At 64.6% G+C, this 16,185-nt stretch carries 11 protein-coding genes and 1 pseudogene; 5 read left to right on the top strand and 7 right to left on the bottom strand.

Translation table 11 applies throughout. The features are described 5' to 3' along the window. A pseudogene (locus RTQ46_RS20650) lies at positions 1-173 on the top strand (IS1595 family transposase); the annotation flags it as partial. Positions 174-803: 630 nt separating this feature from the next. On the opposite strand, the gene RTQ46_RS20645 reads toward RTQ46_RS20650, so the two are convergent. Both RTQ46_RS20645 and RTQ46_RS20640 read right to left on the bottom strand, forming a co-directional pair. Next, positions 804-1,193: an RcnB family protein gene (locus RTQ46_RS20645; protein ID WP_312439464.1), complete on the bottom strand. Its 390-nt coding sequence runs from the start codon at positions 1,191-1,193 to the stop codon at positions 804-806. A gap of 90 nt (positions 1,194-1,283) precedes the next feature. Beyond that, positions 1,284-2,153 (bottom strand): SDR family NAD(P)-dependent oxidoreductase, encoded by an 870-nt coding sequence (locus RTQ46_RS20640; protein WP_312439463.1) that lies wholly within the window; start codon positions 2,151-2,153, stop codon positions 1,284-1,286. A gap of 55 nt (positions 2,154-2,208) precedes the next feature. Between RTQ46_RS20640 and RTQ46_RS20635 the strand changes: the two genes are divergently transcribed. Continuing rightward, entirely contained in the window at positions 2,209-2,601 is a 393-nt protein-coding gene (locus tag RTQ46_RS20635) for a helix-turn-helix domain-containing protein (RefSeq protein WP_312439462.1), read from the top strand. Between the two features lie 3 nt (positions 2,602-2,604). Here the strand turns inward: RTQ46_RS20635 and RTQ46_RS20630 are convergent, their stop codons facing one another. Together RTQ46_RS20630 and RTQ46_RS20625 are read right to left on the bottom strand one after the other, a co-directional pair. Further along, entirely contained in the window at positions 2,605-3,372 is a 768-nt protein-coding gene (locus tag RTQ46_RS20630) for an alpha/beta fold hydrolase (RefSeq protein ID WP_409518357.1), read from the bottom strand. Beyond that, positions 3,369-4,385 carry a M14 family zinc carboxypeptidase gene (locus tag RTQ46_RS20625; RefSeq protein ID WP_312439461.1) on the bottom strand — a complete coding sequence of 339 codons (1,017 nt, stop codon included), beginning with the start codon at positions 4,383-4,385 and terminating at the stop codon, positions 3,369-3,371. The genes RTQ46_RS20630 and RTQ46_RS20625 overlap by 4 nt, the downstream gene beginning before the upstream one ends. 173 nt (positions 4,386-4,558) lie before the next feature. Here RTQ46_RS20625 and paoA point away from each other — a divergent pair, with 173 nt between their 5' ends. Genes paoA through paoC form a run of 3 tightly spaced genes read left to right on the top strand, consistent with a single transcriptional unit; the run spans position 4,559 to position 8,408 of the window. Next, entirely contained in the window at positions 4,559-5,233 is a 675-nt protein-coding gene (paoA, locus tag RTQ46_RS20620; RefSeq protein ID WP_312439460.1) for an aldehyde dehydrogenase iron-sulfur subunit PaoA, read from the top strand. Continuing rightward, on the top strand, positions 5,230-6,207 hold the full coding sequence (locus tag RTQ46_RS20615) for a xanthine dehydrogenase family protein subunit M (protein WP_312439459.1): 978 nt from the start codon (positions 5,230-5,232) through the stop codon (positions 6,205-6,207). Before paoA ends, RTQ46_RS20615 begins: the two co-directional genes overlap by 4 nt. Positions 6,208-6,209: 2 nt before the next feature. Then, a complete protein-coding gene (paoC, locus tag RTQ46_RS20610; protein WP_312439458.1) occupies positions 6,210-8,408 on the top strand; it encodes an aldehyde oxidoreductase molybdenum-binding subunit PaoC in 2,199 nt (732 codons plus the stop codon). Between the two features lie 93 nt (positions 8,409-8,501). Here paoC and RTQ46_RS20605 read toward each other — a convergent pair whose 3' ends face one another. The 3 genes from RTQ46_RS20605 to RTQ46_RS20595 form a co-directional block, all read right to left on the bottom strand. Next, the gene (locus tag RTQ46_RS20605; RefSeq protein WP_312439457.1) at positions 8,502-9,977 is read right to left on the bottom strand and encodes a hypothetical protein; all 1,476 of its coding nucleotides are present in this window, start codon (positions 9,975-9,977) and stop codon (positions 8,502-8,504) included. An 89-nt stretch (positions 9,978-10,066) separates the two neighbouring features. Beyond that, on the bottom strand, positions 10,067-10,420 hold the full coding sequence (locus RTQ46_RS20600) for a hypothetical protein (RefSeq protein ID WP_312439456.1): 354 nt from the start codon (positions 10,418-10,420) through the stop codon (positions 10,067-10,069). A 325-nt stretch (positions 10,421-10,745) separates the two neighbouring features. After that, the gene (locus RTQ46_RS20595; protein WP_312439455.1) at positions 10,746-15,824 is read right to left on the bottom strand and encodes a diguanylate cyclase domain-containing protein; all 5,079 of its coding nucleotides are present in this window, start codon (positions 15,822-15,824) and stop codon (positions 10,746-10,748) included. Positions 15,825-16,185 lie beyond the last annotated feature (361 nt).

The raw sequence follows: 16,185 nt of genomic DNA, 5'->3' as shown, positions 1-16,185 counted from the left end.
ATGCCTATCACAGCCGCCTGCGCGGATGGCTGAGCGCGTTTCATGGCGTGGCGACGCGCTATCTGCCGAATTACCTGGGGTGGCGCTGGATCCTTGACGCCGGGAGAATCATCTCGCCACAAAGCTTGCTCAAAGCCACCATGGGAAGCTTTCCACATTTGATGGTGACATAGCCAAATATTTGGCTGATAGTCCAGCGGCGCATGCTGGATAATCAGGAAGGCGGAGAAGGCGGCGCGTTTCTTGTCCAAAGCTCCCGGCCACCCACAACGGCTCGGCAATTGGGCCAGTGTTCGCTGGTTGGCGGCATCCGTATCCGACATGCGCGTTTCAAGCTGGTCTTTTTCCTTCAGGTCGATGCTCTCCCCCGCTGCTCGGCTTCGAGAATCTTCATGTAGCGGCCTCTCCATGCCTGATCCTCGCCATGCATTCCGGCGTATTTTTTGCCAGCGCATTAGGTTCGCACTCGCCGGCAGATGCATGTGCCGGCAGCAGCATGACCAGGGCCGACGCGCACAGGCTGAAAGCCTTCATTGCCCACTCCGTGATTTGAATTGACGAGCATTGGCCATGGCGGCCAATTCCGATAGCGCACTGTTATTTGGCTCCTGCGTTCAGCCATAAACGTAATTGAAATACACAGCTTGTCCACCGTGATGAGCGGCGTCGAGGAGAATGGAGATGGTCAATGGCTGCGGAAAAATGCCAGGGAAAGGGAGGCGAGATGGCTGGACTTGCAGCCGCCAAGCAAAAAAACCGCGCTCTCTGTCGAGGCGCGGTTTTTCTTCATGCGAGCAACTATATTAATTCGACAGCAGGATCTGCGTAATCACGCCGGTGGCGATTGCGGCCAGCACATAATCATTGCCGGCGCGCACCCAATGCTGGCCGCGTGGCGGCGCGTTCAGGTGGCGCGCCTTCCAGTCGTTGACGACATAGCGGTTGTCGCGGTATTCCTGGCTCAGGCGCTGGCCGCGGCGCAGGTCGTGGCGCGGACCGCCGCCGCGCGAGTCATCGCGCCTGAATTTGCGCGCATCGTCATGGCGGCCGTCGTTATCGTGTTGCTGGCCGTGCTCATTGCGGTCGTTGCGATCGTTGCGGTCGTGATTGTCATTGCCACGCTGGGCCAGGGCGCTGCCGCTGGCGGCGATACTCAGTGCAATAAGGGCTGATACGATCAATTTCGATTTCATTTTTATTCTCCTTGAAAACACGGTTGCGATGTGGTGAATCCATTACACCGTGATTCCGTCCTAACAGATAAGACGTTCCCGTAAGAAATGTTACAAGACGTATCGCATGGAAGTAACATCCTTGCGCCGTGTTACCGCACTTTTGTTGCCCAAACCTGGCGACATGCCGCCATCGACACGCAGATTGCTGCCGGTAATATAGGCGGCCAGCGGGCTGGCAAGGAAAGCAGCCGCGTTCGCGATGTCGTCGACCTGCCCGACGCGTCCCACCGGCACCTGAGCAAACAGCGGCAGCACGGTGCGTTCGATCATTGCCCATGGCGCGTCCGCCTCCAGGCCATGCTCGAGCGCGGCTGCACGGAACTTGCGGTCCAGCGTGGCGCTGTGGATGGTGCCCGGCGAGATAGCGTTCACGGTAATGCCCTCGGCAGCGACTGCCTTGGCGAGCGACGCGGTCATGGCATTGATCGCCGCCTTGCACGCGGCGTAGTCCGGGCCACCTGCTGGCGGCATGGTGGCCGCCAGGCTGGAGATGTTGATGATGCGGCCCCATCGCGCCTGGCGCATGGTGGGCAGCAGGCGGCTGGTGACGCGCAGCGCGGCAAGCACATTGCGGTCATACGTCGCGGCCCAGGTTGCCGGCCGCGTTGCGGTCCAGTCTTCCTTGACGGCGCTGGAGCCGCCGGCATTGTTGATCAGGATATCGATCGTGCCGGCCTGCCGGGTTGCATCGTCGAGCAGGTTTTCCACGGCATGGTCGTCGGTCAGGTCGCCCAGCACGACGTGGGCACGGCCACCTTGCCCGGCAATGGCATGGGCCACCTCGTCTGCCTGCATGCGGTCACGGCCATGCACGATGACGATGGCCCCTTCGAGCGCGAATTTGCTGGCAATGCCGGCGCCGATTCCCTTGCTGCTACCGGTGACCAGTACCTTTTTTCCGTCCAGTTGCAAGTCCATTCTGCCGCCTTCGTTTCGGTGTGAGGAAAGGGCATGCTAGAGTGGGGCGATGAACATGACAAGTACGCACCTTTTTGTGCCCACCGATATATCACCCGAGCAGCGGGCAAGCTGCCTCGGCCCGGACGGCGCGGTTGCACACGTCAGCCGGGTGATCCGCATGATCCAGGGCCGCTGGAAGCTGCCTATCCTGTTCCGTTTGTATGCGGACGACGCGATGCGCACGCTGCAGATGAAGCGGGACCTGCCCGGCATCTCGCAAAAGGTACTGACCCAGCAGCTGCGCGAGCTGATGGCCGATCTGCTGATCGCACGCATCGATTTCAATGAAAAACCGCTGCGCGTCGAATACCGCTTGTCGCCACTGGGCCGCGACCTGATGCCGGTGCTGATTGCCGCGCGCGCATTTTCGGTCCACCACACGGCCCGGGGCGCTGCGACGGCCTGACAGTCAGCTTTGCCGATCCGCTGCACGCAGCCAGTGCGCCACTGTGTGCGCCACCCATTCCGGCTGGTCCAGCGGCAAATCATGGCCGGCCTCGTCATGCAGCCGGAATTCCGATTGCCATGCGTGCGCCAGACTGCGCGAGCAGCCCGGGTCGACCAGCCGGTCTTGCGCGCCGGCCAATATCAGCATCGGCACGGCAGGCTTGACGGCTGGTGCGCGAAAGCGGGCCGCCGACAGCAGTTGTCTCAATACATTGCGCCGGCTGACCGGATATTGCCGCTGGTACTGCAGCCATTGCGCGGCCAGCGCGGGGTGGCCCGCGCCGTGCCTGCGGCTGGTCAGCCGTAAAATCAGCGCTTCCTGGCCGGCGTGATTGCCGAACAGCAGCTGGCGCAGCAGGGCCGGATAATTCTGCCAGCGCAGCCGGCGATAAAACGGGCTGTAGGGCCGCATGCTGGTATTGATCAGCACGCACGAGGCAATTTCATGCGGGTACAAGCTGGCCCACTCGACCGCCACCATGCCGCCCAGCGATAGCGCCAGCAGGCGGTACGGCGGCGCCAGGCTGCGCGCCAGCAGGTCCTGGCGGCAAAACTCGACCATGCCGGCCACGCGGGTGGCGCTGTCCAGTCGGTGGCGCTGGCCATTGCCGGGCAGGTCGGGCGTCACGATGTTGGTGCCGGGCAGGGCGGCGGCCAGCGTGGCGGGAAAAGTGCCCCAGTGCCGCTGTTCGCGCATCAGGCCGCGCAGCAGGATCCACGTCTCGCTCAAGATTCGTACCATTGCGCCAGCGCGCGCCGCCGTTGCGCCTTGCGCGCCAGCCCTTCCGGCAGCCAGCGGCCGTGGCTGTTGGTGGCGCGCATCAAAAAGTCGAACCACACCAGGTGGCCGCGCAATACGCGCTGCAGCCGGTGCGCGGCGGTTGGATTGAAGATGCCGGCGCGGTTGAACAGCTGGCGCGGGTTTTTCTTCACCCACAGCCAGGAACCCATCTCCAGCGTCAGCGGCAGGAACACGCGTTCGCTGTCGCGCGTGCCGTTCAGGTACAGATAATCCCACAGGTCGCCATGGGTGCGGTATTGGCGGCTTTGCGGTTCGAACACATAGTTATGGTGCGGATAGGTGCGGCTGAACAGCTCTTCCAGCGCGCCGATATCGGCCAGGTGCGCAATCGGCGTGGCCGTATGCGCATGCGGAAACCAGATGCGGTCGCGCAGGCCAAAACCGGAATGGCAGTCGAGCGCCATGCTGAACTGGCGCGACAGCAGCTCGCGTCGGACCAGGTCGCACACGGCCTGGCTCTCGGCCTGCATCGGCGCGCCTTCGGCGCCGCGGTACCACGGCAGATGGGGGCTATGGCGATGGCCGCCCAGCAGGAAGGGCACCGGCTCGCTGGCCGACAGCGGCGCATTGCGCATCAGATCGATGCCCTGCGGGTTGCTGCGCGTGCCCTGCCACATGCCGCCCGGATTAATCAAGGGCATGAACACCAGCCGCATCGATTCGAGCTGCTGGTGCAAGGTGCTGTCCCATTGCAGGCGCGCCAGGATGCTTTGCAAAAAGGCGAGGATGACTTGCGTGCCGATCCGCTCCAGTCCATGGATGCCGCCGAAAAAACCGAGCACCGGCACGTCGGGGCCGGGGTTGCCGAGCGCAATGGTGTACACGGGAAAGTCGCGGCCGTCGATGGCGATGCTGCACGGCGCGGCCACCTCCAGATGGCGGCCGCCTTCATCGATCAGCCGCTTCAGCATGACGAGTTCAGGAAGATTCTTTTCGATCATGGACGGCGCTGAAAAAGAAGGTGCGCCCAGTGTAGCCCAAATGGCCGAGATACAGTCAAGTGTACGTTCGCGTACAGACGTTTGGGCTGGCAGAACGTAGGATAGACCTTGGGCCGGCATGCGCCTGCCCCAGCCAGAATAATCGGTAAAACCCAGCCAGGAGGACGCAAGGAATGGACAAGGTCAACAACAAGATAAGCGAGATTAATACGGGCCGGCGTGATGTCCTGATTGCGGGGGCCTTGTCGGCCACTGCGGCGGCCATGCCCGGCATGGCAGCGGCGCAAGCGGCCAATGCAACGGCTGGCGCAGCCAGCGTTCCTTCCGCGCCACCGGTGATGGCCGGCGTGCACTTCGAGATCAACGGCAAGGCGCATGCGCTGGAAGTCGATACCCGCACCACCTTGCTCGATGCCTTGCGCGAGCATCTGCACCTGACGGGCACCAAGAAAGGCTGCGACCACGGCCAGTGCGGCGCCTGCACCGTGATCGTCGACGGCCAGCGCATCAATTCCTGCCTGAGCCTGGCAGTCATGCACGAGGGCTCGAAAATCACCACCATCGAAGGCCTTGGCACGCCGGAAAAACTGCATCCGATGCAGGCGGCCTTTGTCGCGCATGACGGCTATCAATGCGGCTACTGTACCCCCGGGCAGATCTGTTCGGCGGTGGCGGCGCTGGGCGAAATCCGCCGCGGCATCCCCAGCCATGTCAGCGCCGACCTGAACGCCAAGCCGGAAGTCACGCCCGAGGAGTTGCGCGAGCGCATGAGCGGCAATATCTGCCGCTGTGGCGCCTACTCGAATATTGTCGACGCGATTACTGATGTCGCAGGGAGGCCAGCATGAAGGTCTTCAGCTATCAGCGCGCCACCACGCCGGCCGAAGCGGCCAGCGCTTCGCTGCGCACGCCGGGCGCCAAATTCATCGCCGGCGGCACCAATCTGCTCGACCTGATGAAACTCGAGATCGAGGCGCCGCCGCACCTGATCGACGTCAACGGCCTTGGCCTGGACCAGATCAGCGCCACCGCCGACGGCGGCCTGCGCATCGGCGCGCTGGTGCGCAACACGGCGCTGGCGGCCGATGAAAACGTGCGCCGCCACTACGGCGTGCTGTCGCGCGCGCTGCTGGCCGGCGCCTCGGCCCAGTTGCGCAACAAGGCGACCACGGCCGGCAACCTGCTGCAGCGCACGCGCTGCCCGTATTTCTACGACACCAACCAGCCCTGCAACAAGCGCCAGCCCGGCAGCGGCTGCCCGGCCATCGCCGGCTTCAGCCGCCAGCTGGCCATCGTCGGCGGCAGCGACGCCTGCATCGCCACCCATCCGTCGGACATGGCGGTGGCCATGCGCCTGCTCGACGCCGGCATCGAAACGGTGCGTCCGGACGGCGCCACGCGCACGATACCGATTGCCGATTTTTACCGCCTGCCCGGCAATACGCCGCATATCGAAACCGTGCTGCAGCCCGGTGAGCTGATCACTTCCGTGACCTTGCCGAAGCCGCTGGGCGGCACGCATGTTTACACCAAGGTGCGCGACCGCGCCTCGTATGCGTTTGCGCTGGTGTCGGTGGCCGCCATCGTGATGCCGGACGGTTCGGGCCGCGTGGCCCTGGGCGGCGTCGCGCCGCAACCGTGGCGCGTGCCGCAGGCGGACCAGGCCATGGCGCAGGGCGCGGCTGCCGTCGCGCAGCAGCTGCTCAAGGGCGCGAAACCGACCGAAGACAATGCCTTCAAGGCCACCCTGGTGCAGCGCACCCTGGCTGGCGTGCTGAACGGCGTACAGAATCAAGCGCGGGCGACCCCGCAGAAAGCCTGATCATGAAATTTACCACTCCCGCCACCACCAACCCCATCGACAAGCTGCGCTATATCGGCCGCGCCACCGACCGCATCGATGGTCCTTTGAAAACCACCGGTACCGCGCCGTACGCCTACGAGCAGCATGAAGCGGCGCCGAATGCCGCTTACGGCCATGTGCTGGGCGCCGGCATCGCCAAGGGCCGCATCGTGTCGATGGATATTTCCGCCGCGCAGCGCGCGCCGGGCGTGCTGGCCGTCGTCACGGCGGAAAACGCCGGCAAGCTGGGCAAGGGCAAGATGAATACCGCCAAGCTGCTGGGCGGCCCCGAGATCCAGCATTACCACCAGGCCATTGCGTTGGTGGTGGCCGAAACGTTCGAGCAGGCGCGCGCCGCTACCAGGCTGATCGAGGTGAAATACGCCGAACAGAAGGGCAAGTACGACCTGGCCGCCGCCAAAAGCACGGCCACCAAGCCGAAGGACGAAAAGCCCGACACCAAAGTGGGCGACTTTGCCGGCGCCTTTGCCGCCGCGCCCGTGCGCGTGGACGCCATGTACACTACCCCCGACCAGTCGCACGCGATGATGGAGCCGCACGCTTCGATCGCCGCGTGGAAGGGCGACCAGCTGACGGTCTGGACCTCGAACCAGATGATTGCCTGGGGCAAGGGCGACGTGGCGCTGAATCTCGGCATCCCGAAAGACAAGGTACGCATCGTTTCGCCGTATATCGGCGGCGGTTTCGGCGGCAAGCTGTTCGTGCGCGCCGAGGCCGTGCTGGCCGCGCTCGGCGCGCGCGCCGCGCAGCGTCCCGTGAAAGTGGCGCTGGCGCGTCCGCAAATGATGAACAACACCACGCACCGGCCGGCCACCATCCAGCGCCTGCGCATCGGCGCCACGCGCGCCGGCAAGATCACGGCCATCGGCCATGAATCGTGGTCGGGCGACCTGGAAGGCGGCAAGCCGGAAACGGCCGTGATGCAGACGCGTCTGCTGTACGCGGGCGCGAACCGCATGACGGCGATGCGCCTGGCCGTGCTGGATTTGCCTGAAGGCAATGCCATGCGCGCGCCAGGCGAAGCGCCGGGCCTGATGGCGCTGGAAATTGCGATGGACGAGATGGCGGAGAAACTCAAGATGGACCCAATCGCCTTCCGCATCCTGAACGACACCAAGGTCGACCCTGAAAAGCCGAGCCGGCCGTTCTCGCAGCGTCGCCTGATCGACTGCATGCGCACCGGCGCGGTGGAATTTGGCTGGAAGGATCGCAGCGCCATGCCGGGCACCAAGCGCGACGGCCGCTGGCTGGTCGGCATGGGCGTGGCCGCCGCCTTCCGCAACAATATGGTGATGAAGTCGGCCGCCCGCGTGCGCCTGGGCACGGACGGCATCGTCACGGTGGAAACCGACATGACCGATATCGGCACCGGCAGCTACACCATCATTGCGCAGACGGCCGCCGAAATGCTGGGCGTAGAACTCGACAAGATTGTGGTCAAACTGGGCGACTCCGATTATCCCGTCTCGGCCGGTTCGGGCGGGCAGTGGGGCGGCAACAGTTCGACCGCCGGCGTCTACGCCGCCTGCGTCAAGCTGCGCCAGGCGATTGCCGCCAAGCTGGAAATGGATCCGAACGACGTGCGCTTTTCCGACGGCCAGGTCAGCTCGGGCGACCGCAACGTGCCGCTCGCGCAGGCGGCCAAGGGCGGCGAGATCGTGGCCGAAGACCATATGGAATACGGCGACTTGGACAAGAAATTCCAGCAGTCGACCTTCGGCGCGCACTTTGTCGAAGTGGGCGTGGACAGCTACACGGGCGAAGTACGCGTGCGCCGCATGCTGGCCGTCTGCGCGGCCGGCCGCATCCTGAACCCCAAGTCGGCCCGCAGCCAGGTGATCGGCGCCATGACCATGGGCGTGGGCGCGGCGCTGATGGAAGAACTGGTGATCGACCAGCGTGCCGGCTTCTTTGTCAACCACGACCTGGCCGGCTACGAAGTGCCGGTGCATGCCGACATTCCGCACCAGGAAGTGATCTTCCTCGAAGAAACCGATCCGATGTCGTCGCCGATGAAGGCCAAGGGGGTAGGGGAACTGGGCATCTGCGGCGTGGCGGCGGCGCTGGCCAACGCCATCTACAACGCGACCGGTGCGCGGGTGCGCGAGTATCCGATTACGCTCGACAAACTGCTGACAAAGTTGCCGGCTGTGGCGTAATGTAATTCGCGGCAAGGTTGATGGACATGCTGCGGGCGGCACGAGCGACATGCTCGTGCCGCCCGCAGTTGCATCCTACTGCCAGCGATCAGCTCAGTTGCCAACGGCCCGATCCGAAATAATCCATTGGAAATCGGTCAGCGTCAATGGCGCCAGGCAGCTGCTTTGGGGATTGAGCGCGGCGCGCAGGTCCGGGCACTGCGGGTTCTGATAGCTGGCAACGCCCGGCGTCAGCGCCTTGTTGCTGCTGGGCCAGCCGGCATTCGCGTGGCAGGTATAGCAGCTGGTGCCGACCGGATGCGTGACCAGTTCAATATACGGATTGGTGGCGACGGGCAGCCGTGCCGGATTGTTTTTTTCCGGTATGCCATACGCTTCCGTCAGCAGATAATGTTTCCAGGGGCCCCTGGCTTGCAGGTTGGCGGGACGGTTGGCCGCATACGGCATGCTCTCTGGCAAATCCGACCACCATACGCTCTGCAGTGCCCAGCTGGGAATTTCCTTGGTATTGATGTGCATGGCCACTGTGACCAGGTAATCGCCGGCGCCGAACGGCTGGCCGCTCAGCCAGTAGCTGGCGGCGTTGATGATGGCTTTGTCGGCCTCGTCGAAACTGTCCCAGTCGGCCTGGCTGACCTTGTGGTGGTAGAAGTCCTGCAGGCCATGCACCCGGCCCACTTTGGTCATCGTCGGCCAGGGTGTCACGCCATCGTGCCGGTATATGCCGTGCAGGTAGCTCACTTTCGCGATATGGTTGACTTGCCGGCCGCTGGGATCGATGGCAACCACGGTATTCCACTTTTCGTAGCCCGCGTAATCGGTGTATCGGGTGTCGTAGTCGTTATGCCACACCGGCAAGGCGGTCAGTCCATTGGCCTTGACGGGCCAGTACATGTGCTTGGTCACGACATAGCTGGCCGGCGCATTCAGGTTATGCACGCGCTTGGCGGGATCGTTCTTGCTGTAGAGGGCGTCCAGCGTGCTTTTCCGGTAGACCGGCTGTTTCGGGTCGCGGATAAAATCCAGCGCTTCCCTGCTCAGCGATTCAGTGGCGATCATGATATCGCCGTTGAAGGCGAAATGGACGCCGTCGCGGATGCTGACGCTGGTCTTGCCTCCTTCCGTGCTGCGCACGATGGCGCCGGGATACGCCTCGATCACCTGTTGCGGAACCGGATAGGCCGGCGTATTTGCCAGGTTCACTGGCGGCAAGGTACTGGCGCCCAGGCGGCCCATGCGGCGCCCGGGCTGGGCCGGCGCTGCGGCGTCGCTGCTGGCGGTGCCCTTGAGCGATGGTTTGTCGGCAAATGCCTCGCTCGTATTGGGCCAGGTGTACCAGACTGGCCATTCCAGGCCGGCAGCCGGCTGCATGATGCCGGCCCACAAGCGCCAGCCGTGTTCGCGCGTGACGGCGCTGTCGCCTTTGTTCACCGCCGCCTGCAGCGCGCGCGTTTCTGCCGGTTCAAGATACCCGTAGCCATTCGGGAAAGGCTGATAGGCCGGTCCGCCGATGGCGGATGTACTGAGCAGAAGGGCGAGGCAGGCGGGGAGCAGCTTGATGACCGACATTGAAGACTCCAGGTTGAGGTGAATGCTGGAGGCCATGGTATCGATAAATACTTTGCCGAAACTATGCAATTGTCACAAGGTAAAGGAAGTCACGGTATCTGCCTTGCCACCATTCGCTTCATGGTTTGTGCAATCGCGGCCATCTTGCCATCGCTGTCATTGATGGCAGCACAGCTGCCTGGCAGTTCTCGTTCGCTGGCGTTCGCCGGGTAGCGCGCAAACAGCGTGGCGCAATCGCAGCGCAGACGCGCCTTCAGTCGTTTTGATGCGCGTTCGCGCAATTCGGCAACCCAGCAACTGTCGGCACAGCCGCAAGAGCGATAGGTAAGCAATTCCGATTTGTTGGCCCAGGCGATGCTGGCAGTGCCTGGGTCGCTGCTTGCCGGAGCGAACCCTGCCAGCATGGCCAGCAGTAATGCGAGAAGAAATTTCAGCGATATCATCTTGTACTCATGGAGTTGACATTTGCGGTGCGCGCCGCTCCTCGCGATGGATTTCGATTCCGGTGCATCCTGCTTGTCCGTGCCATCGCCAGCATGCAGGATATCGCGCAGCTGCTTTTTTCTGGTTGCGCGCTGGCGCCGACTGCTCCTGGCCTTGCCTGATCGGCGGCGGTCCAGCCGGCAAGGGAAAACCCGGACCGACCATGATGAAGAAGATGGGCAGCAGGGCAAAGAACAGCGGCCGGCGCCAGTTCAGTTTATTTTTGGCATGCACGGCAGATTGTACCGCGTCAGCCAATAACAATAGCCGGTGCTGTGCTTTGAATCAGCCGGGCGCAGGATGCATGACCACCACGCAATTGCGTCCCGCATCCTTGGCCTGGTACAGCGCGGCATCGGCCAGGCGCAGCAGCGTATCCGGATCGGCGGCGCCGGCTGCCGGCTCGATGGCGATGCCGATGCTGATGGTGACTTGCTGCGCATCGGCGCCGGCATGTGCGATATGCAGCCCGGCGATCGCGCATCGCAAGGCTTCGCCAAGCTGGCGCGCCTCGTCCGCGCCGGTGTTCGGCAGCACCAGCGAAAATTCTTCGCCGCCGTAGCGCGCCACCAGGTCGCTGGCGCGCCGCAGGCAGCCGGCCAGCGCCTGCGCGACACGGATCAGGCAGGCGTCGCCGGCCTGATGGCCGTAGCGGTCGTTGTAGCGCTTGAAGTAATCGACATCGAGCATCATCACGGCCAGGCTCTGGCCGGCGCGCCTGGAGCGCGTGCATTCGGCGCGCAATACCTCGTCGAAATGGCGCCGGTTCGCCAGGCCGGTCAGGCCATCGGTAATCGACAGGGCGGCCAGCTTGCGGTTGGCGTCCTCCAGCTGTCCGGTGCGCTCGGCAACGCGCTGTTCCAGGCTGTCGTGCAGGCGGGCGCTGGAGATCGAAATCATCGCCTGGGCGCCCAGCATGCGCAAAAAGGCCACGCGTTCTTCGGTAAACGAGGCTTCGGCCAGCCGGTTCTCGAAGTACAGGACGCCATCGATGCTGCCGGCGTGCCGGATCGGCAGGCACATCACGGCGCGCGGCCGCTGCGATTGCACGTACGGGTCGCCGGCAAAGCGCGCGGCGCCCGGCAGGCTGTCTTCGATCACCTTGTCTTCGATCACTTCCATGCCCGTGCGGATGACATAGCGCAGCAGCGACAGCGGAAACTGCGGGTCGCTGGCGGCATCGAGGTCGAGCCGGCGCGCTTGCAGCACGGTGATGGCCTCGCCCTCGATGTCGGCTTCCAGGTGCCAGGCGCCATCGGACAACAGCAGCAGGCGCGCCACCTGCGCACCGGCATTTTCGCAGACGATGGCAATCAGGCGGGCGAGCACCTTGCGCAGGCCCACTTCGTTCGACAGGATCTGCGCCGCTTTCAGCAGCGACACCATGTCGAGCGCGGTGCCGTTGTGCGTGCGCGAGTCGCGCGTGCGGGAGCCTGCATGCAATGTCGCTGCGCGCGCTTCCTCCCTCGACAGCAGCGTGGCATGACGCGCCTGCAGTTGCGCCACCTTGCCTTGCGCGCCCCACTGGCCGTAATGAGCGAGGGCGTCCCTGATGAAAACCGCCGCCACGCGCGCCTGGCCCTGGTCGCGCCAGCATTCGCCGCACAGCTCATTGCCCAGTGCCTGCAGGTTGACGTAGCCGGCCAGCGCGGCGGCGTCGATCGCCTCCTGGTACAGGCGCGTCGCCTGCGGCAGGTCGTGGCGAAAGCGTGCCAGCTCGGCCATCACCAGCTGATGCTTGATGCCGCCATGGTCCGAGCCCTGGCTGGCCCACTGCGCGAGTTGCTCCTGCAGCGCCGTGATCACGTTCAGGATGTCGTGCGCATCGGCGCGGGCAGGGGCGCGGCGCAGGGCGCGTATCCAGACCAGCGCGGCATAAAAGCTGGACTCGACCACCTTGGCCTGGCCGCGCATGATGCGGGTAATGAGGTCGAGCCGGGCGGCCAGCGCCTCGGCGCCGGCGGTGTCGAACAGCCAGGCGTTGCGCAGCCGTCCCTGCAGCAGGTAGGCGCGGTACAGCACCGAGTCGCCATACTGTTCCAGGAAACGCGCTTCGCTGAATGCCGCATCGTCATAGCTGTCGTGACCGGCGGACAGTCCCATCAGGCATTTGATCGGCTGGATGGCGCCGGCGGCGCAGCAATCGGCCATCGCCTGCTGGCCGTTGGCGCGCATCAGCGCCAGGTCGTGTTCGGTATCGTGCAGCAGTTGTGGCAGGTAGTCGCCGAGGATGATGCGCTCGGTCGCGCGCACGGCCGCCACCACGCCGACCTGCACGAAATCGGCGATTTCCAGCGCCCAGCCGAATGCCTCTTCGTACAGCGCGTCGGAGCTGCGCAGGGGCCGCGTCCAGTGGTTGACCAGCGCGGCGAACATCAGGGCCGTCTGCGTGCGGGTCTGCAGATCGGCGCGGCGTTTGGCAAGCTGCAGCGCCATGGCGCCGAAGTCGTGGCCGCGCGCGGCGTCGCCGCTGTGCTGCGCTAGCAGCATCGCATACGCGACATACGCCACGGCGCTGAAATCGCTGTTGCCGCGTTCCATGGACAGGCGGGTCATCGACACCACCATCAGGGCGCTCAAATCCTGCTGGCCGGCGTAGTAGGCGGCCATCCACATGCCGTGCATCATTTTCATCGCCGCCAGGTCGGCTTGCCCCGCCATGTCGCCGGCCGCCAGCAACGTGCCGGGCGTCCGTGCGCCAGACAGGCGCCCGATATCGGCAACGGTGGCCTCGAAGCGTGTTTTCAGTTGCGCTACCTCGTGAGGAATCTGCATGCCCAGCTGCGCCAGGGCATCGCGCTGCACGGCGATCGCTTCCGGCAGGCGGCCCTGCAGCTGATACTGGTGCGACTGGATGGCGATGCAGCGCACCTGGCACAGCGGCGCCAGCACGCGCGCGCGCACCAGCGGATAGATCGCCTCGGCCTCCTCGAAGTGGCCGCACAGGTAGGCCGCTTCGGCCGCGCCCAGCTGCAGGTCCAGCCACAGGCCGGCGTGGAGCTGCCATGCATCGTCCGGCAGCAGGCCGAGACCGATCTGCATGTGCTGCAGCGTGGCCTGGAACGCGGCGCAACGGCGTGCCTTGACGCCCGCCCGCAGATTCAGCGCCGCCAGCTGCAGGCGCTCGCCGGGATCGGTGACCAGCACACGGCCGGCGTTGAGCTGCTCGACGATGTCAAACAGTGCGCCATCCTGGTGTTCGTCTGCCGTCTGCCGCAGCAGCAGCCTGCCGAGCAGCAGATGGTTTTCCATGCGCGCCGCATCGTCGGCGAGCAGATACGCGGCCTGTTGAACGCGGTCGTGCAGGAACTGGTAGCTGACGCCGTTGTGGCCAGCATCCTCTTCGCCATCGAGGTACTTGTAGCGTTCGTCGAGCGGCAGTATCAGTCCCGCATGCAGCGCCGGCCACAGGTCCCGCTGCGTCTGACCGGGTGTGCGCTCCACCGCCAGCGCCAGCGTGGCCAGCGTGTAGCGGTTGCCGCATGACGCCGCCAGTTGCAGCAGCTGCCGGGTTGTCTCCGGCAGGCGGCGGATTTTCTCCAGCAGTACCTCGACCACGTTGTCGGTGTAGCAGGCCTGTTCTATCGCCCGCAGGTCCCAGTCCCAGCAATCGCCCGCCGCCCGGTAGCGCAGGTGGCCGTTTTGGTTGAGCGACTCGAGGAACTGGTTCAGGAAAAACGGATTGCCGGCCGTTTTCGCATGGCAGACGCTGGTCAATGGCGCGCAGTCGTGGCCTGCCACGCGCACCGTGGCCGACACCATCTGCGCTACCTGCGGCTCGCTCAGGGCCTGCAGCACCAGCGTGGCGAGGCGCACATCGCGCGCCAGCAGCTTGTCGCGCAGCAGGGCGAGCGGATGCATGGCGCCCACTTCATTGTCGCGATAGGCGCCGATAAACAGCAGGCAGCACTTGTCGCAGGCAAGCATGAGCCGTTCGATCATCCGCAGCGTGGCCGCATCGGCCCATTGCAGGTCGTCAAGAAACAGCACCAGCGGATGTTCGGCAGTGGCGAAGACTTCGACGAAGCGGGGAAACAGGCGGTCCAGGCGGTGCTGTGCCTGTTCCGGCGCCAGTGAAGCAGAGGACGCCGCTTCGGCGGGACCGGTGATCAGTGCCAGCTGCGGTACCAGGTCGACGATGACGGCCAGACCGTCGCCCAAGGCATCGTGCAATTTGCCCGCCCACTGCCGCAGCGTTGCTTCGGGCTGGCCCAGCAGCTGGCGCACCAGCGCCTGGAAGGCCTGGATCAGCGAGGCATACGGCATGTCGCGCTGCAGCTGGTCGAACTTGCCGGACAGGAAACAGCCGCGCCGGGCGATGATCGATTTCTGCACTTCGTTTACGACCGCCGACTTGCCGATCCCTGAATGGCCGGCCACCAGCAGCATCTCGCTTGCGCCCGCCGCGCTGCGCCCGAATGCCGCCAGCAGCAGCGCGATGGCATCTTCGCGGCCATGCAGCGTTTGCGGCACCAGCAGGCGTGCACTGTGGTTGGACAAGCCCGCTGCCTGCGCCGGCTGGGGCGCCCGGCATGCTTCGAGATCGCGCTGCAGGCCTTGCAGGCTCTGGTAGCGCTGGTCGGCGTTTTTTTCCAGCAGCCGCCGGATAATCGCCAGCAACTGGCCGGGCAGGTCCGGCAGGACCGGATGCGACCAGTCCGGACTGCGGGCAATATGGCAATGCACCAGTTCGATCTCGTCGCGCGCGGCAAACGGCGTCTGGCCGGTCAGCAATTCGTAAAAGGTGGCGCCCAGCGCGTAGTAGTCCGCACGGTAATCGATGCGCCGGTTCATGCGCCCGGTCTGTTCCGGCGCCATATAGTGCAGCGTGCCCTCCAGATCCCGCAGGCTGATGCCGTCGTGGTTTTCGTAGGGCAGTTCGCAGGCGATGCCAAAATCGATCAGCTGCAGCAGGCGCTGCTGCGCATTCCATACCAGGTTGGACGGGTTGATGTCCTTGTGGATGACGCCCTGGCGGTGTACCGCTTCGAGCGCCGCGCACAGTTGCAGCGCGATGTCGAAAAAGTCGTCCAGCGCCAGCGCGGGCTGTGACGGCGCCTGGCGCTTGGCCAGCTGCGCGCGCAGCAGCCGGTCGAGCGCCTGGCCGCCAATATCCTCCTGCAGCATGGTCCAGCGCCCGCCGTGCAGCTGCAGCGCCAGCGGATGGATCACGCCAGGATGGCGGCACAGGCGCGCAATCGCATACTCGCGCTTGAACTGAGCCAATTGCTGAAACGAAGGAAACTGCTGATTCGGCACCTTGACGATCAAGCCGCTGCCGTCCGATGCCCTGGCGCGCTGGACCAATGAACGCGCACTGCTGTGCAGCGGTTCGATGATCTCGTGGTCGAAGAGGGCGCTCATGGGCTGGGCTTGCGTTGCACGGACGATGTCGGGAGCCTGGGGGCGCAGTTCACAATATTACATATTGGTAAGTATTATATCAGTAGGCAGAAGTGGGTGACCGAAAGGTTCGATGTAGGCGAGACGGACTTTATGCCGTAGTGGCCGTTGGCTGCAGTGCTGCATGGAGCGTTCCCTGGCCATCAGCACTGTTCATCACGCAGCGGCAGCGCCTGCCCGGCCTGGCCCTGATCGAGCAGGCAGCCAGGCCAGCCTGCATGTCCTGCGGCAGGACTTTCAATGCCTTGACGGGCCGCCGGGCGAGCGTGTGGTGGGCGTTTCGCGCCAGGCATGGCGATCCGCGCCAAGTGAAGCTGAGCCT

It is taken from the genome of Janthinobacterium sp. (assembly GCF_031995485.1).
Taxonomy (GTDB): Bacteria; Pseudomonadota; Gammaproteobacteria; order Burkholderiales; family Burkholderiaceae_D; genus Janthinobacterium.
This window is presented reverse-complemented; position numbering and strand designations above follow the sequence as displayed.